This window comes from Ferrovibrio sp., from assembly GCF_035304305.1.
Taxonomy (GTDB): Bacteria; Pseudomonadota; Alphaproteobacteria; order Ferrovibrionales; family Ferrovibrionaceae; genus Ferrovibrio.
Map to the genome: position 1 here is coordinate 1 of NZ_DATGQG010000087.1, position 17826 is coordinate 17826.

General features: G+C 65.6%; 14 protein-coding genes and 1 tRNA gene. 2 read left to right on the plus strand and 13 right to left on the minus strand.

What is annotated here, in order from left to right; all coding sequences use genetic code 11:
* The 6 genes from VKZ87_RS10420 to VKZ87_RS10445 form a co-directional block, all read right to left on the minus strand.
* Positions 1-432: ferric reductase-like transmembrane domain-containing protein (locus VKZ87_RS10420; protein ID WP_324221192.1), on the minus strand; the 432-nt coding region annotated here is incomplete at its 3' end.
* 108 nt (positions 433-540) lie between these two features.
* On the minus strand, positions 541-3399 hold the full coding sequence (gene ppdK, locus VKZ87_RS10425; RefSeq protein ID WP_324221193.1) for a pyruvate, phosphate dikinase: 2859 nt from the start codon (positions 3397-3399) through the stop codon (positions 541-543).
* A 7-nt stretch (positions 3400-3406) separates the two neighbouring features.
* Positions 3407-5476 carry a glycine--tRNA ligase subunit beta gene (glyS, locus tag VKZ87_RS10430; RefSeq protein WP_324221233.1) on the minus strand — a complete coding sequence of 690 codons (2070 nt, stop codon included), beginning with the start codon at positions 5474-5476 and terminating at the stop codon, positions 3407-3409.
* A 4-nt stretch (positions 5477-5480) separates the two neighbouring features.
* On the minus strand, positions 5481-6359 hold the full coding sequence (locus tag VKZ87_RS10435; RefSeq protein WP_324221234.1) for a glycine--tRNA ligase subunit alpha: 879 nt from the start codon (positions 6357-6359) through the stop codon (positions 5481-5483).
* 112 nt (positions 6360-6471) lie between these two features.
* Positions 6472-6699: a hypothetical protein gene (locus tag VKZ87_RS10440; RefSeq protein WP_324221194.1), complete on the minus strand. Its 228-nt coding sequence runs from the start codon at positions 6697-6699 to the stop codon at positions 6472-6474.
* 87 nt (positions 6700-6786) lie between these two features.
* Positions 6787-7533, minus strand: coding sequence for a tRNA1(Val) (adenine(37)-N6)-methyltransferase (locus VKZ87_RS10445; RefSeq protein WP_324221195.1), 747 nt, complete (start codon positions 7531-7533; stop codon positions 6787-6789).
* A 117-nt stretch (positions 7534-7650) separates the two neighbouring features.
* Here VKZ87_RS10445 and VKZ87_RS10450 point away from each other — a divergent pair, with 117 nt between their 5' ends.
* On the plus strand, positions 7651-8673 hold the full coding sequence (locus tag VKZ87_RS10450; RefSeq protein WP_324221196.1) for a polyprenyl synthetase family protein: 1023 nt from the start codon (positions 7651-7653) through the stop codon (positions 8671-8673).
* A gap of 97 nt (positions 8674-8770) precedes the next feature.
* Positions 8771-8847: transfer RNA gene (locus VKZ87_RS10455), tRNA-Pro, on the plus strand.
* 23 nt (positions 8848-8870) lie between these two features.
* Here VKZ87_RS10455 and VKZ87_RS10460 read toward each other — a convergent pair.
* The 7 genes from VKZ87_RS10460 to VKZ87_RS10490 form a co-directional block, all read right to left on the minus strand.
* The gene (locus VKZ87_RS10460; RefSeq protein ID WP_324221197.1) at positions 8871-9779 is read right to left on the minus strand and encodes a DMT family transporter; all 909 of its coding nucleotides are present in this window, start codon (positions 9777-9779) and stop codon (positions 8871-8873) included.
* A gap of 76 nt (positions 9780-9855) precedes the next feature.
* Positions 9856-11046 carry an ABC transporter substrate-binding protein gene (locus VKZ87_RS10465; RefSeq protein WP_324221198.1) on the minus strand — a complete coding sequence of 397 codons (1191 nt, stop codon included), beginning with the start codon at positions 11044-11046 and terminating at the stop codon, positions 9856-9858.
* Positions 11047-11141: 95 nt separating this feature from the next.
* A complete protein-coding gene (locus VKZ87_RS10470) occupies positions 11142-12329 on the minus strand; it encodes an ABC transporter substrate-binding protein (RefSeq protein WP_324221199.1) in 1188 nt (395 codons plus the stop codon).
* A 169-nt stretch (positions 12330-12498) separates the two neighbouring features.
* Positions 12499-13677, minus strand: a complete 1179-nt coding sequence (locus VKZ87_RS10475; RefSeq protein WP_324221200.1) for an ABC transporter substrate-binding protein — start codon at positions 13675-13677, stop codon at positions 12499-12501.
* 165 nt (positions 13678-13842) lie between these two features.
* The gene (locus tag VKZ87_RS10480; RefSeq protein WP_324221201.1) at positions 13843-15021 is read right to left on the minus strand and encodes an ABC transporter substrate-binding protein; all 1179 of its coding nucleotides are present in this window, start codon (positions 15019-15021) and stop codon (positions 13843-13845) included.
* An 82-nt stretch (positions 15022-15103) separates the two neighbouring features.
* Positions 15104-16978 (minus strand): AMP-dependent synthetase/ligase, encoded by a 1875-nt coding sequence (locus VKZ87_RS10485; protein ID WP_324221202.1) that lies wholly within the window; start codon positions 16976-16978, stop codon positions 15104-15106.
* A 36-nt stretch (positions 16979-17014) separates the two neighbouring features.
* Complete coding sequence (locus VKZ87_RS10490; RefSeq protein ID WP_324221203.1) at positions 17015-17824, minus strand: ABC transporter ATP-binding protein; 810 nt, start codon at positions 17822-17824, stop codon at positions 17015-17017.
* Positions 17825-17826: the final 2 nt, after the last annotated feature.

The window sequence follows — 17826 nt, forward strand, 5'->3', positions numbered from 1 at the left end:
CAGCCGCCGCAGCGCGCCGTCCGTCGAGGTCAGGCCCAGCAGGGTCAGGCCGAACAGGGCGGAAAAGCCGATGACCAGGTAGGTGCGGCTGACGATCTCGGTCGCGACCTTCAACAGCAGGAAACCCTGATCGCCGGCATAAAGGCAGAGATGCAGCAGGGCATAGAACAGGGCTGCCAGTCCGATCTGCCGCCGCAGCAGGATCAGCTTCCGCCAGCGCAGCAGGCGGCGCAGCGGCGTGATCGCCAGCGACAGCAGCAGGAAGCGGACCGCCCAGAGACCGGCCTGGTGCAGCGCTTCGTCATAGGGGCGCGGACCGAGGTCATGGCTGAACGCACGCCAGCCCAGCCACAGCGCCGGCAGCCAGAGCAGCAGGAAGCAGGCTGATTTCAGCGGCGACAAGGCACCGTTGCGTTCGGTCCAGGGCAGCATGAGGGCAACCTGTCGCGTCCGCGCGCCGGGCGCAAATAACAAAGCCGTCAGACACATGAAAACGGCGCCGGATCGCTCCGGCGCCGCTTCACACTCCGGTGAGGCCGATCAGGCCTCGCTTTCCTTTTCCTCGCTGATCGCGGCCTGGGCAGCGGCCAGCCGCGCGATCGGCACGCGGTAGGGCGAGCAGGACACGTAATCGAGGCCGGCATTGTGGCAGAAGCGCACCGACGACGGGTCGCCGCCATGCTCGCCGCAGATGCCGAGCTTGAGATTGCCGCGGGACTTGCGGCCGCGCTCGACGGCAAGCCGCACCAGTTCGCCGACGCCGCTCTGGTCGATGGTGACGAAGGGGTCACGCTCGAAAATGCCGGCGCGCAGGTAATCATCCATGAACATCGCGGCATCGTCGCGGCTGATGCCCAGCGTGGTCTGCGTCAGGTCGTTGGTGCCGAAGGAGAAGAATTCGGCGGTCTCGGCGATCTCACCGGCGCGCAGGGCGGCCCGCGGCAGCTCGATCATGGTGCCGACCAGATACTTCACCTTCCTGCCCTGCTCCTTGAAGACGGCCGCTGCCACGGCATCAACGCGCTTCTTCATGAAGTCGATCTCGGCCTTGGTGGCGACCAGCGGGATCATCACCTCCGGCTCAACCGGCTTGCCGCCGGCCTTCGAGACCTCGACCGCGGCCTCGAAAATGGCGCGCGCCTGCATCTCGTAGATTTCCGGGAAGGTGATGCCGAGGCGGCAGCCGCGATGGCCGAGCATCGGGTTGGTTTCCTCCAGCGCCTTCTTGCGCTCGCGCAGCGCCTCGACGCTCAGGCCCGTACCCCTGGCAACGGCATCGTAATCGGCGTCGGACTTGGGCAGGAATTCATGCAGCGGCGGATCCAGCAGTCGGATCGTCACCGGGCGGCCCGCCATGATCTTGAACAGCTGCACGAAGTCGTCGCGCTGCATCGGCAGGATCTTGGCCAGGGCCTTCTTCCGGCCTTCGACGCTGTCCGAGAGGATCATCTCGCGCACCGCGGTGATGCGGTCGGCGTCGAAGAACATGTGCTCGGTGCGGCAGAGCCCGATGCCTTCGCAGCCGAAGCGGACCGCCGTCTCGGCATCCGCCGGAGTCTCGGCATTGGTGCGCACCTTCAGCCGGCGCATCTTGTCGGCCCAGGCCATCAGCTGGGCGAAATCGCCCGACAGCTGCGGCTCGATCATCGGCATCAGGCCGAGGATCACCTCGCCGGTCGAGCCGTCGATGGTGATCACGTCGCCCTTGTTGATGGTCACGTCGCCGACGACCATGCGGTTCGCGGCATAGTCGATGCGGAGACCGCCGGCGCCCGAGACGCAGGGCCGCCCCATGCCGCGCGCCACGACGGCGGCATGGCTGGTGGTGCCGCCGCGCGCCGTCAGGATGCCCTTCGCGGCATGCATGCCATGGATGTCCTCCGGCGAGGTCTCGACGCGGCAGAGGATGACATCCTCGCCCTTCGCGGCCATCTGCTCGGCGTCATCGGCCAGGAAGACCACCTTGCCGCTGGCGGCGCCCGGCGAAGCCGCCAGGCCCTTGGCAATGACCTTGCGCTCGGCCTTGGGATCGGGCGTCGGATGCAGCAGCTGGTCCAGCGAGGCCGGATCGATGCGCGTCACCGCCTCGGCCTGGGTGATCAGCTTTTCCTTCACCATGTCGACCGCGATCTTGAGTGCCGCCTTGGCGGTGCGCTTGCCCGAACGGGTCTGCAGCATCCACAACTTGCCCTGCTGGACCGTGAACTCGATGTCCTGCATGTCGCGGTAATGCTTTTCCAGCTTCTGGAACACCGAGACCAGCTGCTTGAAGGTGGCCGGCATCGATTCTTCCATCGACGGAAGCTCGTTGCCCACGGCCAGCCGCGCCTTCTTGGTCAGCTGCTGCGGGGTTCGGATGCCGGCAACGACGTCCTCGCCCTGGGCATTGATCAGATACTCGCCGTAATAGGTCTTCTCGCCGGTAGCAGGATCGCGGGTGAAAGCGACGCCCGTGCAGGAGGTCTCGCCCATGTTGCCGAACACCATGGCCTGCACGTTCACCGCCGTGCCCCAGGAGGCCGGGATGTTGTTCAGGGCGCGATAGGTGATGGCACGCTGGTTCATCCAGCTGGAGAAGACCGCGCCGATGGCGCCCCAGAGCTGGTCCTGCACATCCTGCGGGAAGGGCCGGCCCAGTTCCTGCTGCACCTTCTTCTTGTAGGCGGCGACCAGTTCCTTCCAGTCCTCGGCCTTCAGGTCGGTGTCGAGGACCAGGCCCTGCTCTTCCTTGTGCATCTCGAGGATTGCCTCGAAATGCTCATGCCCGACGCCGAGCACGACGTCGGAATACATCTGGATGAAGCGGCGGTAGGAATCCCAGGCGAAGCGCTCGTTACCCGACTGGCGCGCCAGCGCCTCGACGGTGACGTCGTTCAGGCCGAGATTGAGCACCGTGTCCATCATGCCCGGCATCGAGGCGCGGGCGCCCGAGCGCACGCTGACCAGCAGCGGCATCCTGGCGTCGCCGAACTTGGCGCCGACCAGCTTCTCGACCCGCGCCAGCGCGGCATCGACCTGCGGCTTCAGCTCCTTCGGGTACTTCTTGCCGTTGTCGTAATAGGCGGTGCAGACCTCGGTGGTGATGGTGAAGCCCGGCGGCACCGGCAGGCCGAGATTGGACATCTCGGCGAGGTTGGCGCCCTTGCCGCCCAGCAGATTGCGCATGTCGGCGCGGCCCTCGGCCTTGCCGTCGCCGAAAGCGTAAACCAGCTTGCCCTTGACGGGGGACGTGGCCTTGGCCGATTTCGCGGCGCTCTTCACCGCGGTGCCGATGGCCTTCTTGAATTTCACGACGGCACGTTTGGCCTTGGCGGCCTTCCTGGCCTTGGCGGCCGGCTTGCGAGAGGCGGTAGTCTTAGTCTTGAGCTTGGTGGTCTTTTTTAGCTTCGTCTTGGCCATAGCTCCATTACCCTTCGATCTGGGAAAAGTCGGCGATACGATCCATGCAGCCGGCGACAGCCGAAAGCAGGCTCAGGCGGTTGCGACGTATGGCGGCATCGTCGCTGTTGACGGTGACCTTGTCGAAGAAGGCGTCGACGGGCGCACGAAGCCGCGAAAGTGTGGCAAGATAGAGGCGGAATTCGCCTTCGTCCTGTGTCTTCGCAGAGACTTCGCCACCCTGCTCCGCCAGTGCTGAGACCAGACTTTTTTCCTCGTCCTGCGCGATCAGGCTGCTGTCGATCTCGCCAAGCCTGAGATCGGGCGTTTTCTTCAGTTCCGCACGGACGATGTTGTTGGCGCGGCGGTATGCAACCAGCAGGTTTCCGCCATCCTCTTCGGTGAGGAAGCGGCTCAGCGCCTCGGTCTTGGCCAGCACGCGCACCAGATCGTCGTCGCCGCCCTTGGCGAAGACCGCCGCGATCAGGTCGTGACGCACGCCCTTCTCGCGCAGATGCACCTTCAGGCGGTCGACGAAGAACTGCATCAGCTCTTCCACCACGTTGCGCTCGCTGGCCGGCTGCACGAGCTGCAGCGACAGCGCCGAACGGAAGAGCGGCCGCAGCGGCAGGGACAGCCGGTTCTCGATCACCAGCCTGATCACGCCGAGCGCCGCGCGGCGCAGCGCATAGGGATCCTTCGATCCGGTCGGCTTCTCGTCGATGGCGAAGAAGCCGGCCAGCGTGTCGATCTTGTCAGCCAGCGCCACCGACACCGCCACCGGATCGGTGGGGCAGCGGTCGTTCGGGCCCTGCGGCGCGTAATGCTGCGCGATGGCTTCCGCCACCGGCGCGGCCTCGCCGTCATGCAGCGCGTAATAGCGTCCCATGATGCCCTGCAGTTCCGGGAATTCGCCGACCATGCCGGTGACCAGATCGGCCTTGGCCAGCCGCGCTGCGCGACGCGCCTGCATGGCGTCGCCGCCGATGCTGCCCGCAATCTCGTAGGCAAGGCGCTCGACGCGTTCGGCCTTCTGCGCCACGGTTCCCAGCCTGGCGTGGAAGACGATGTCTTTGAGCGCCGACAACCGGCTTTCCAGGGTCTGCCGGCGATCCTGGTCCCAGAAGAATTTGGCATCCGAAAGCCGCGCATTCAACACGCGCTCGTTGCCGGCGACGACCTGCTTGCCGCCGTCCTCGGTCAGGGTGTTGGCGACGATGACGAAGCGCGGCGCCAGCGCGCCGTCCTTCGTGTTCAGGGCGAAATATTTCTGGTGCGCCCGCATCGTCGTGGTCAGCACCTCGCGCGGCACGTCCATGAACTGCTGCGGGATGGCGCCGAGCAGCACCACCGGCTGCTCGACCAGACCGGTCACCTCGTCGGCCAGTCCGGCATCCTCCACCAGGGTCAGGCCCTCGCTCTCGGCGGCGAAGGCGGCATCCTTCAGCACGGCGGCACGGCGGGCTGCGAAATCCGGCTCGACATAGGCCTGGCGCAGGCGGCGCAGATAGTCGGCGGCATCGCGCACGCTGAAGCGCTGCGGTGCCTGGAAGCGGTGGCCGGCGGTGCTGTCGCCTGCCGTGAGATGGCCGAAGGTGAAGGGCACCACCTGGCCTTCGAACAGGCAGAGGATGCTGTGCAGCGGCCGCACCCAGCGCAGCGGCCGGTCGGACCAGCGCATGGATTTCGGCCAGGGCAGCTGGGCCAGCGCCTCGGGCAGTATCTGCGCCAGCACGGAGGCGGTCGCCTCGCCCTTCTTCTCGACCACGGCGAACCAGAATTCCGCCTTGCCGACGGTGCGCTTTTCGCACTGGTCCAGCGAGGCGAGGCCGGCGGAGCGCAGGAAACCCTGCACGGCGGCATCGGGCGAGCCGACGCGCGGCCCCTTCTTCTCCTCGCGCAGATCCGGCTGGCTGCGCGGCAGGCCGGTCACCACCAGCGCCAGGCGGCGCGGCGTGACGAAGCTCTGGTGGCTTTCGAAGGTCAGGCCGGCCTTCCTGAGGCCGTCGGTGACGAGGCGCGCCAGATCCTCGGCGGCGCGCTGCTGCATGCGGGCGGGAATTTCCTCCGAATGCAGTTCGAGCAGGAGTTCGCCCAGCATCTCAGGCGCCTTCCACGGCAGCGTGGCCGCGCGATTTCAGCCACTGGGCGCAGCAGGCTTTGGCAAGCGCGCGGACCCGGCCGATATAGGCGGCGCGCTCGGTCACGCTGATCACGCCGCGCGCGTCCAGCAGGTTGAAGGTATGGCTCGCCTTCATGCACTGGTCATAGGCCGGCAGCGCCAGGCCCTTCTCGATCAGCGCCAAGCATTCCTTCTCGACATCGGCGAAGCGGCGGAACAGCTGCTCGGTGTCGGCATGCTCGAAATTGTAGGCGGAGAACTCGCGTTCGGCCTGGTGGAAGACGTCGCCGTATTTCACGCCGCGGCCGTTGAAATCGAGCTCGTAGACATTCTCGCAGCCCTGCACATACATGGCGAGGCGCTCGAGCCCGTAGGTGATCTCGGCCGAAACCGGCGAGCAGTCGAAGCCGCCGACCTGCTGGAAATAGGTGAACTGCGTCACCTCCATGCCGTCGCACCAGACTTCCCAGCCCAGACCCCAGGCGCCCAGGGTCGGGCTTTCCCAGTCGTCCTCGACGAAGCGGATGTCATGGTTCTTCGGCGAGATGCCGAGCGCTTCCAGCGAGCCGAGATAAAGCTCGAGCACATTGTCCGGGCTCGGCTTCAGGATCACCTGGAACTGGTAGTAATGCTGCAGCCGGTTCGGGTTCTCGCCGTAGCGGCCGTCCTTCGGCCGGCGCGAGGGCTGCACATAGGCGGCGTTCCACGGCTCGGGGCCGAGCGCCCGCAGGGTGGTGGCCGGGTGAAAGGTGCCGGCGCCGACTTCCATGTCATAGGGCTGCAGCAGCAGGCAGCCCTGCCGGGCCCAGTAGGTCTGCAGCGTGAGAATGAGGTCCTGGAACGACGAAGCCGCGGCGATTCCGGTGGGCGCCATCGAGGGTCCTTTGCGCTCTCGCCTTGTTGCGGTGCGGGGTGGTCGAAAACGGGCGGGACCTTAGCCACCGCCTGCCCAAGAATCAAGGCACTGGGGATTAGACGACCGGATAAGGGCAGTCGTTGCGGCCGCAGGATTTCGCCGTGCTTTCCGCCACATAGGCGCCGCAGACGCGGCAGGCGGCCAGATCCTCGGCCTTCACCTGGGGACGCGGCGGCGGCGGGGTCACCGGCGTGGAATCGGGCGCCGATTTCTTCCGGTTCACGTAGCGGTAGCCGTACCAGACCCCGGCAATCACGAGAATCAGCAGAAGATATTTCAGCATGGGCACAGGATCCGGCCGGTTGGTCTGCCGACGGGGCGGCGGATGGTCAATTCTGCGGCCTTGGCGGGTGGGCCGCAAGGCCCGGGGTCAGGCGGGAAACGGCGCGCCGTCGCGCAGCACGGCGTCAACCGCCGGATAATAGCCGCCATCGGCCCGGTGCAGCACCACGCCGGGCTCCAGGGTCAGGGGCGCCCGGCTGCCCTTCACGGCGCGGATGATCACCCGCTTCGCCGCCTCGCCTTCCCGGGACCAGAGCGGCGTGACGCGGATGGCGCCGGCTTTTGCCGCCAGCGCGGCCAGCAGTTCCGGCAGCCGCTCGCTACGGTGGATCAGGGTGATGCCGCCGCCCGGACGGCAGAACCGGGCCAGGGCCGCCACCCAGTGGCCCAGATCGGCCTCGCCCGCCTCGCTGCGCGCGGTGGCCCGGCCGGCATGGGGCGAAGCACGGTGGCGCCGGGCGTCGAAATAGGGCGGATTGGCGAACACCTGGTCATAGCTGTTGGGTACGATCCCGGCGACCCGGGCACGGATGTCGCCGGCTGCGACCTTCAGCCGCGCCGCCATGCCGTTCGCCGCGATGTTCCGGTTGCAGAGCGCGACCAGCTCTTCCTGGATCTCGATCCCGTCGACCGCCACCTCACCGACCCGGGCGGCGAGGCAGAGCATGCCGACGCCGGTGCCGCAGCCGAGATCGAGGACACGCATGCCCGGTTCGGCCGGCACGGCCGCGGCCAGCATCACGGCATCGGCGCTGGCGCGCTGGCCCCTGCGCGGCTGCACCACATGCACCCGCCCGCTCAGCAGGGCGTCTTCGGTCAGATCGTCGCTCAACATCGTGGAATATTGGAGATTTGCGTCACAAAATGCGACCGGCAGGACGGCCGGGCAAAGCTTGACCGGTCTTGCCAGCCCACTATGCTCCAGCCGGAACGCCAGACACAACACGGGCTTATGGTGCAGACCGCTCCGAAAACGCAATTCGCCGAGGCTAGGACGCCGAGCATCGAGCCGCTGCGCCAGCTCGTCGCCGACGACATGGCGGCGGTGAACCGCGAGATCCTCGCCCGCATGGCGAGCGAGGTCAGCCTGATTCCGGAACTGGCCAGCCACCTGATTGCCGCCGGCGGCAAGCGGATCCGCCCGCTGCTGACGCTGGGCGCCGCCCGGCTATGCGGCTATCGCGGCGACAAGCATGTCCTGCTCGCCGCCTGCGTCGAATTCATCCACACCGCCACCCTGCTGCATGACGACGTGGTGGACGAAAGCGAGCGCCGGCGCGGCAATTCGACCGCCAACGTCCTGTGGGGCAACCAGCCCTCCGTGCTGGTCGGCGATTTCCTGTTCAGCCGCGCCTTCCAGCTGATGGTCGAGACCGGCTCGCTGGAAGTGCTGCGCATTCTCGCCAATGCCTCGGCGGTGATCGCCGAGGGCGAGGTGCTGCAGCTGATGACCGCCAACGACATGGATTCCACCGAGGCCGACTACCTGCGGGTGATCGAGGCCAAGACGGCGGCCCTGTTCGCCGCCGCGACCCGGGTCGGCGCGGTGATCGCCGGCCGCCCGGAGCCGGAAGTACAGGCCATGGACGATTACGGCCGTTTCCTCGGCATCGCCTTCCAGCTGGTCGACGACGCGCTGGACTATTCCTCCGACGGCGCGACCCTGGGCAAGAATACCGGCGACGATTTCCGCGAGGGCAAGGTGACCCTGCCGGTGGCGCTGGCCTTCGACCGGGGCACGGAGGCCGAGCGCGGCTTCTGGCGACGGGTGATCGAGCGGCCCGAGGAGCAGAACGACGATGACTGGTCCCAGGCCCTGCGCTATCTGGAGCGCCACGGCACCATCGCCGAGACGCTGGAGCGGGCCCGCCTCTACGGCCACAAGGCGCATGAGGCGCTGGCGGTCTTCCCCGCCGTACCGGCCCGCGAGGCCCTGGCCGAGGCGGTCGATTTCGCCATCGGCCGGGCGCTCTGACCCGGGCGAAAGGCCTGATTTTCCCAAAGCATATTCCTGACGGGGCGCGGCTTGCGGGCGGCTGCCCCAGGCGCTATACAGGCGCCCGCGCCGGCGGCGGAGTGTAGCTCAGCCTGGTAGAGCACTAGCTTCGGGAGCTAGGGGCCGGAGGTTCGAATCCTCTCACTCCGACCAGCGCGCCTTTCCCCAATTTCCCCTCATTCGGTCCAGACCTGCGGCACCGGCTGCCGCCGCACCGTTTCGCGGTAGAGGATGTACAGCCCGCTGGCGACCACGATGGCGCAGCCGACCCAGGTCTGCAGGTCGGGGAAATCGCCCCAGATATACCAGCCGAACAGCACCGACCAGAGCAGGTGGGTGTAGTCAAAGGGCGCCGCCACCGAGGCCGGCGCCAGCGCATAGCCGCGCGTCATGAAGAGCTGGGCCGTGCCGCCCATCAGACCGACGCCGATCAGCAGCGGCAGGTCCGACCAGGCCGGCGTGACCCACACGAAGGGCAGCGTCAGGCCGGTCACGACGGTGCAGAAGGCCGTGAAATAGAAGGCGATCGTCGTCGACGGCTCGCTCTCGCTGAGCTTGCGGATCTGGATCATCGCCAGCGCATAGAGCAGCGTCGCCAGCACCACGATCAGCGCCCCGCTCTGCACCATCCCCATGCCCGGCCGGATGATCACCAGCATGCCGATGAAGCCGACCACGATGGCCGACCAGCGATGCACCCCCACCTTCTCGCGCAGCAGCCAGATCGACAGGAAGGCGATGAAGATCGGGCCCGAGAAGGAGATCGCCGTGACATCGGCCAGCGGCATGAAGCTGTAGGAAAAGAAGAAGCCGAACATGGCCGCCAGGCCGAAGGCCGAGCGCATGCAGTGCCCGAGCAGCTGCCGTGTCCGCAGCAGGCCGAGGCCGCCGCCGCGCATCACCATGACCAGGATCGGCGGAAAGGCGCAGAGGCTGCGGAAAAACATGATCTGCAGCGTGGGATAGCCGGCGGTCAGCCATTTCACCAGGGCATCCATTACGCCGAAACAGGACACGGCGAACACCATGCAGCCGATGCCGAGGGGGATATTCGGCTGGCTGCGAACGAAAGGCGCGACGGGCATGGGGGACGCTTTTATGACATGAGAAGGCCCGGCATGTGTGCCATGCCGGGCCCGGATTTGCACCCGTCTTCGGGGATCAGTTCGTGAGCAGGTCCCCGCTCCGCACCCAGCGGCCGTTCTTCACCTGGGCCAGGAAGGCGGCGTCGGTGCCGTTGCGCCTGTTCGGCCCGAAGGTCATGACCGGGCCGCCGAAGATGTCCCTGTAGCCCTGGATCGATTCCATCGCCTTGATGAACTTCTCCACCGTCAGGTCCTTGCCGGCACGGTCCAGCCCCATGACGACCAGATCGGCGGCGACATAGGAAAGCTGCGCCGAGGGATTCGGATCGCTGCCGTACCTGGCCTTGTACTTGTCCACCCACTGCTGGATCGCCGGCGAGCCGGTATCGCGATAGGGCGCCTCGATCTGCGTCATGGCGTAGAGGCCATCCGTCACCCCGCCCGGCGCGCCGGAAACGTTGAGGTCGAAGGCCGCCGTCGTGCCGACCATGTCGACCTCCCAGCCCATCTTCTTGGCCGTGGCGATCGGCAGGATCGAGTCGCGCACGATGGTGCCCAGCGTGATCAGGTCGCAGTTGGCCGCGCGCAGCCGGGTGATCTGGGCGGTGAAATCGGTATCCGCCGGCTTATGGGTGGCGGTTTCCACCAGCTTCATGTTCATCGCCGCCAGCTGGTCCCTGGTGCCATCCAGGATCTCGCGCCCGAAATCCGTATCCTGATGCAGCGAGCAGATATTCTTGCGCCCCTTGACGGTGGCGAAATGCTTCACCGCGGCCCGGATCTGCGCGTAGTAGGACGTGGTCGCCGACCATTTCAGCGGATGGAAAGGTTCGAACATCTGCCGCGCCGCGGTCAGCGGGAACATGTTCGGCACGCCGGCCTTGAGCTGGTCCGGCAGGATCGCGTTATTCATCGGGGTGCCGATCGACAGCAGCATGAGGAAGATCTTGTCGCGGTTGATCAGCTTGTTGGCCGCCTGCACCGAGCGCGGCACCTGGTACTGGCCATCCTCGACGATGTAGCGGATCTTGCGGCCATGGATGCCGCCTGCCTCGTTCACCTCGTCGAAGCGCATCCGCGCCGCATTGGCGGAATGCACGCCGAAGGCCGCCGCCACACCGGACAGGTCGGTCTGCGTGCCGATGATGATCTCGGTCTTGCTGACGCCCTGCAGCTTCGGCTGCGCGAGGGCCGTGTGGCCGGCCGACAGGGACAGAAGGGCGACGGTCGCGAAGCCGGCAACCGCGCCGATGGTGACTCTGGTCATGGCTCTCTCCGTTTCAGGGATAAAAAAGGCCGCGACCACCCCGGAGGGCGCTCGCGGCCGGTCATCTCAAGCACACCCGGTAATCCTGCTGCCGCTCAGCTCCCGTAATTGACCGGGCCGGCAATCTGGACGAAGCGGCCTTTCTGCACCTGGTACAGGAAGCTCTCGTTGCTGCCCTGGCGCTTGTCGGGCCCGTAGGACGCCACCGGACCGCCGAAGATGTCGCGATAGCCCCTGATGCTCTCCATCGCCGCGATCAGCGTATCCACGGTCAGGTTCCGGCCGGCGCGGTCGAAAGCGAAGATCAGCTGGTCCGCCAGGGCATGGCCGTAGACGGCGCCGATGTTCGGATCGCTGCCGAACCGCTCCTTGTAGCGGTCCATCCAGGCGACCACCGTGGGTGACGCCGTGTCGCGATACGGCAGCACCGTGCCGGCCATCGTGTAGAAGCCCTCGGTAACGCCGCCCGGCGCCCCGGCGACGATCTGGTCGTAATTCGCCGACTGGCCGAGGAAGGTGACGTCCCAGCCCATCTTGCGCGCCGTGGCATAGGGCACGATGGCGTCGCGGATGATGGTGCCGAGCACGACGAGGTCGCAATCGGCGGCACGCAGCTTGGTGATCTGGGCGGTAAAGTCGGTGTCGGCCGGCTTGTTGGTCGCCGTCTCGATCAGCGGCAGATTCATCGCCTTGGTCTGGTCCTGCACCGCCTCGAGGATCTCCTTGCCGAAATCGGTATCCTGATACAGCGTGCAGATGCGCTTCTTGCCCTGGTTGGCGACCATCCAGACGATGCCGGCGCGGATCTGGTCGTAATAGGTCGAGCCGCCGGAGAATTTCAGCCGATGGAACGGCAGATACATCTGCCGCGCCGCGGTGATCGGAAAGAAGTTCGGCACATTCGCCTTCAGCTGGTCCGGCAGGACGGCGTTGTTCATCGGGGTGCCGAGCGCGCCGGCCATCAGGAAGATGTTGTCGCGGTTGATCAGCTTGTTGGCCGCCTGCACGGCGCGCGGCACCTGGTACTGGTTGTCCTCGACGATCAGCCTGATCTTGCGGCCATGCACGCCGCCCTGGGCATTAAGTTCGTCGAAGCGCATCCGCATGGCGTTGGACGAGCCGACACCATAGGACGCCGCGACACCGCTCAGGTCGGTGTGCATGCCGATGATGATTTCGGTGGCGGTGACGCCGCGGGTTTTGCCCGATTGCGCCGGGGCATGCCCGGCGGCAAGCACGAGAACGGCCGCTGCTGCGACCCCGAGTAATCCTACTCCACGCATGCGAACCTCCCTGGAATTTTTATAGTTGCGGGAAAAGACTAGCGTGGAAGCAGGGTGTCGCCACCCGGAATTTACGTTACGTCAGCAATGCTGACCCGCTTGCTGCGTTGCGCAAAAGAAAACGCCCGCGGCTTGCGCCGCGGGCGTTCCGACCGAAGCCGTATACGGATCAGTACTTCAGCGGGCCGGCAATCTGCACGAAACGGCCCTTCTGGATCTGATAGAACAGCACGTCGGTGGTGCCCTGGTGCTTGTTGGGACCGAAGCTGATCACCGGGCCGCCGAAGATATCGCGGTAGCCGTTGATGCTCTCGAGTGCCGCGAGGAACTTCTCGGTGGTGAGATCCTTCCCGGCACGCTGCAGCGCGGTGACGATCAGATCGGCGATGTTGTGGCCGTACACGGCGCCGATATTCGGATCGCTGCCGTACTTCGCCTTGTAGGCATCCCACCAGGCGGCAACGGTGGCGTTGGCGGTGTCACGATACGGCATCACCGTGCCGGCGCCGACATAGAGGCCCTCGGTCACGCCGCCGGGCGCGGAGGCCACGATCTGGTCGAAGCTGGCCGACTGCGACACGAAGTCGACATCGGTCCAGCCCATCTTGCGGGCCGTGGCATAGGGCACGATGGCGTCACGCACGATGGCGCCCATGGCGATCAGGTCGCAGCCGGCCGAACGCAGCTTGGTGATCTGCGCGGTGAAATCGGTGTCAGTCGGCTTGTTGGTGGCGGTCTCGACCACCTGCATGTTCATCGCCTTGGCCTGGTCCTGCACCGCTTCCAGGATCTCCTTGCCGAAATCGGTATCCTGATACAGCGTGCAGAGCTTCTTGCGACCGTTCTTCTCGACCAGATACTTGATGCCCGCGCGGCTGTGGTCGTAGTAGCTCGAGAAGGTCTGGAACTTGAGCTTGTGGAACGGCTCGGCCATCGAGCGTGCCGCGGTCAGCGGCGACAGGTTCGGCACATTGGCCTTGAACTGCTCCTCGAACACCGCATTGTTGTGCGGCGTGCCGAGGGCGCCGGCCATCAGGAAGATGCGGTCGCGATTGATCAGCTTGTTCGCTGCCTGCACGGCGCGCGGCACCTGATACTGATGATCCTCGACGATGAAGCGGATCTTGCGGCCATGCACGCCGCCTTCGCCGTTGATCTTGTCGAAGTACAGCCGCATGGCGTTCGACACATGGACGCCGTAGGACGCCGCCGGCCCGCTGAGATCGGTATGCTGGCCGATCACCACCTCGCTCTTGGAGACGCCACGCACATTCTGCGCCATGGCCGGGACCGCAGCTGCGGTCGCCAGCGCCATCGCGGCAACACCGAGTACATAAACTCCACGCATCTCAATCTCCCCAGAAAAAGTTTCTTGTTTGCGGATCGAGGCTAGCCCGGAACCGCATGGAATAGATAGCAGATTCTGCCGTTTTCCGGGTGACTGTGCAGCGCAAAAGAAAACGCCCGCGGCAAAGCCGCGGGCGCCTCCTACCCCTTTAACCCTTTAAGGGTTTTAATACCGGAGCGGGCCGGCAATCTTCACGAAACGGCCCTTCTGGATCTGGTACAGCAGCACCTCGTTCGTGCCGAGATGCTTGTCCGGGCCGAAATTCACCACCGGGCCGCCGAAAATGTCGCGGTAACCGCTGATGCTCTCCAGCGCCTTGACGAACTTCTCGGTCGTCAGGTCCTTACCGGCCTTTTCCAGCGCGGTGATGATCAGGTTGGCCGTGTTGGTGCCATAGACGGCGCCGATATTGGGGTCCGCGCCGTATTTCGCCTTGTAGGCGTCCCACCAGGCCGCAACCGTGGCATCGGCGGTGTCGCGGTAGGGCATCACCGTGCCGGCGCCGACATACATGCCCTCGGTGACGCCGCCCGGCGCCGAGGCCACGATCTGGTCGAAGCTGGCCGACTGCGAGACGAAGTCGACGTCGTTCCAGCCCATCTTGCGCGCGGTGGCGTAGGACAGGATGGCGTCGCGCACGATGGCGCCCAGCGCCACCAGGTCGCAGCCGGCGTTGCGCAGCTTGGTGATCTGGGCGGTGAAATCGGTGTCGGTCGGCTTGTTGGTCGCCGTCTCGACCAGCGGCAGGTTCATCGCCTTGACCTGGTCCTGCACGCCTTCCAGGGTCTCCTTGCCGAAATCGGTGTCCTGGTAGAGCGTGCAGATTTTCTTGCGGCCGTTCTTCTCGACCACGTATTTGATGCCGGCGCGGATGTGGTCGTAGTAGCTCGAGATGGTCTGGAACTTGAGCGGATGATGCGGCTCGACCATCGAACGGGCGGCCGTGACCGGGTTGACGTTCGGGATGCCGGCCTTGAACTGCTCCTCGAACACCGCGGCATTATGCGGCGTGCCGAGCGCGCCGGCCATGATGAAGATCTTGTCGCGGTTGATCAGCTTGTTCGCCGCCTGCACGGCGCGCGGAACCTGATACTGGCTGTCCTCGACGATCAGCCGGATCTTGCGGCCATGGATGCCGCCCTCGGCATTGATCTTCTCGAACTGCAGCCGCATCGCATTGGACGAGCTGACGCCGTAGGACGCCGCGACGCCGCTGAGATCGGTATGCATGCCGATCACGATTTCCGACTTGGTGACGCCGCGCACGTTCTGCGCGGATGCGGTGCCGGCAAGGCCGGCTGCGGCCAGCAGGGCCGCCGAAAACGCCAAAGACCTGATACGCATACTGTATTTCCTCCTGGGTGGGCCTGGTTCTACTGCAAAGGACAGCCGATTCTCACGCCGGCATGAATCTTCCGCCGGTGCCTCAGGCGCCGGCATACATCTCGTCGATCATCGCCTTGTACTTCTCGTTCACGAATTTCCGCTTCAGCTTCATGGTCGGCGTCAGCTCGTCGTCCTCGGCCGTCAGCTGCTGGTCGATCAGGCGGAACTTCTTGATCGTCTCGACGCGGGCGAAATTGCGGTTCACCTTCTCGATCTCTTCCCAGATCAGGTCCTGCACCTCCTTCGCGTGGCACAGCGAAGCGAAGTTGGTGAAGGGCACGTTCAGGTCCTGAGCGTATTTCACCACGTTCTCGTGGTCGATCATGATCAGGCAGGTGAGGAACTTGCGGCGGTCGCCGATCACCACGGCGTCCGAGATATAGGGGCTGAACTTCAGCTGGTTCTCGATCTCCGACGGGGTGATGTTCTTGCCGCCGGCCGTGATGATGATGTCCTTCATCCGGTCGGTGATCTTGTACCAGCCCTCGTTGTCGACCACGCCGACATCGCCGGTATGCAGCCAGCCGTCGATGATGGTCTCGGCGGTCTTGGCCGGATTGTTCAGGTAGCCCATGAAGACGTGCGGTCCCCTCAGCAGAATCTCGCCTTCCGGGCTGATCTTCACTTCCGTGTTCGGCACCGCCTTGCCGATCATGCCGAGCTTCACCTCGCCGTCCGGCGGCGCGGTGGCGAGGCCGACATTCTCGGTCTGGCCATAGACCTCGCGCATATCCTTGCCGAGTGCGAGATACCACTTGATCAGGTCGGGCGAGATCGGCGCCGCGCCGGTGACCAGCCACTTGCAGCGGTCGATGCCGATCATGCGCTTGACGTTCTTCAGCACCAGCAGGTCGGCCAGCCAGAAGGCGAATTTCAGCAGGGCCGAAGGCTCGCGGCCTTCCAGGCGGCATTGCGCGACCTTGTAGCCGATGCCCAGCGCGGTGCGGTAGGCCCATTTGCCGAAGGCGGTCGCGTCCTTCATGCGGATGGCAATGCCGGAGTAGAATTTCTCCCACAGCCGCGGCACGGCGAAAAAGACGGTCGGCTGCACCTCCTGCAGGTTCTGCGCCACCGTCTCCGGGCTCTCGGCGAAATTCACCGTCGAGCCCGAGCGGATCGGCCAGAGCAGCGTGAAGCCGCGCTCGGCGATGTGGCAGAGCGGCAGGAAGCTGAGCTGCTCGTCGCTCTCCCCCTGCTCCAGCAGGCGCCCGGCATTCTCCATCTGGAACACCAGGTTGCGGTGGCTGATCATCGCACCCTTCGGCGCGCCGGTGGTGCCCGAGGTGTAGATCAGGATGGCGAGATCTTCCGGCCGGCCGAGTTCGAGCTGCTGCTCCCAGTAGTCCGGATTGTCCTGCTCGAAACCGCGCCCGAGCTCCAGCAGCTGGTCGAAGCTGATCACCATCGGATCGCTGAAGTCGGTCAGGCCCTCCATGTCGATGACGACGATCTTCTTCAGCGTCGGGCAGCGGTCGCGCACCTCGAGGACCTTGTCGAGCTGCTCCTCGTTCTCGGCGATGTAGACCACCGTGCGGCTGTCGTTGACGATGTATTCGACCTGCTTGGCCGAGTCGGTGGTGTAGATGCCGTTGGTTACCGCGCCGATGCCCTGGGCGCCGAGATCGGCGTAGAGCCACTGCGGATTGCCTTCCGAGATGATCGAGACCACCTCGCCGCGCTTCACCCCCAGCGCGGCGAAGCCGAGGCCGGCATGCTTGGCGTTCTCGCCGTACTCGGTCCAGGTGATCGACTTCCAGATGCCGAGATCCTTCTCGCGCATCGCCACCTTGGAGCCGCGCTCCTTCACCTTGCGCCAGAAATAGCGCGGCAGGGTGTCGCGCTCTATCACCTCGAGGATATCGGCATCGACTTCCACGCCCGTCTTGGGGTCGCGCTTCTTCGCTGTATTCGCCATGGCCGTCCTCCCGTCACGACCGGCGCGGCATCTCTGCTAGCGCCAGGTCTTGCGTTTCTTCCAGCGGCGCTTGCCGCGTACGCCCTGTTCCTTCATGCCGAGGTAGAATTCCTTGATGTCTTCCTTCTCGAGCAGCCGGGCGCAGGTATCGGCCATCACGATGCGGCCGACCTCCAGCACATAGCCGTAATGGGCGGCGTTCAGCGCCACGTTGGCGTTCTGCTCGACCAGCAGGATGGTGGTCTTCTGCTCGGCGTTGATGCGGACGATGATCTCGAAGATGTCCTTCACCAGCTTGGGCGACAGGCCCAGGCTCGGCTCGTCGAGCAGCAGCAGCTTGGGCCGGCCCATCAGCGCGCGGCCGATCGCCAGCATCTGCTGCTCGCCGCCCGACATGGAGCCCGCCGGCTGGTGCTCGCGCTCCTTCAGGCGCGGGAAATAGCCGTAGACCATCTCCATGTCCCGCGCGATGCCGTCGGCATCGCGGCGCGTATAGGCGCCCATCAGCAGGTTGTCGCGCACGCTCAGGAACGGGAAGGTCTCGCGCCCCTCCGGCACATGGCCGATGCCGAGCCGCATCACCTTGTCGGGATCCATCTTCTGGATCTCGCGGCCCTCGAAGACGACGCTGCCCTTCTGCGGGTCCATGACGCCGGAAATCGTCTTCAGGATCGTCGTCTTGCCGGCGCCGTTGGCGCCCAGCACGGTGACGATCGATCCCTTCGGCACCTCCAGGCTGACGCCGCGGATCGCCATGATCGGACCGTAGTAGGTTTCGATGTTGCTGAGCCGCAGCAGCGGCTCGGCGGCATTCGCTTCGGGGGCGGGCTTGAGTTCGGCGCTCATGC

Coding starts and splice junctions, on each gene's coding strand:
- ppdK (WP_324221193.1), bottom strand. CDS start 3,399: ATGGCCAAGACGAAGCTAAAAAAGACCACCAAGCTCAAGACTAAGACT.
- VKZ87_RS10465 (WP_324221198.1), bottom strand. CDS start 11,046: ATGACCAGAGTCACCATCGGCGCGGTTGCCGGCTTCGCGACCGTCGCC.
- VKZ87_RS10490 (WP_324221203.1), bottom strand. CDS start 17,824: ATGAGCGCCGAACTCAAGCCCGCCCCCGAAGCGAATGCCGCCGAGCCG.
- VKZ87_RS10460 (WP_324221197.1), bottom strand. CDS start 9,779: ATGCCCGTCGCGCCTTTCGTTCGCAGCCAGCCGAATATCCCCCTCGGC.
- VKZ87_RS10470 (WP_324221199.1), bottom strand. CDS start 12,329: ATGCGTGGAGTAGGATTACTCGGGGTCGCAGCAGCGGCCGTTCTCGTG.
- VKZ87_RS10440 (WP_324221194.1), bottom strand. CDS start 6,699: ATGCTGAAATATCTTCTGCTGATTCTCGTGATTGCCGGGGTCTGGTAC.
- VKZ87_RS10450 (WP_324221196.1), top strand. CDS start 7,651: ATGGTGCAGACCGCTCCGAAAACGCAATTCGCCGAGGCTAGGACGCCG.
- VKZ87_RS10480 (WP_324221201.1), bottom strand. CDS start 15,021: ATGCGTATCAGGTCTTTGGCGTTTTCGGCGGCCCTGCTGGCCGCAGCC.
- VKZ87_RS10485 (WP_324221202.1), bottom strand. CDS start 16,978: ATGGCGAATACAGCGAAGAAGCGCGACCCCAAGACGGGCGTGGAAGTC.
- VKZ87_RS10445 (WP_324221195.1), bottom strand. CDS start 7,533: ATGTTGAGCGACGATCTGACCGAAGACGCCCTGCTGAGCGGGCGGGTG.
- VKZ87_RS10475 (WP_324221200.1), bottom strand. CDS start 13,677: ATGCGTGGAGTTTATGTACTCGGTGTTGCCGCGATGGCGCTGGCGACC.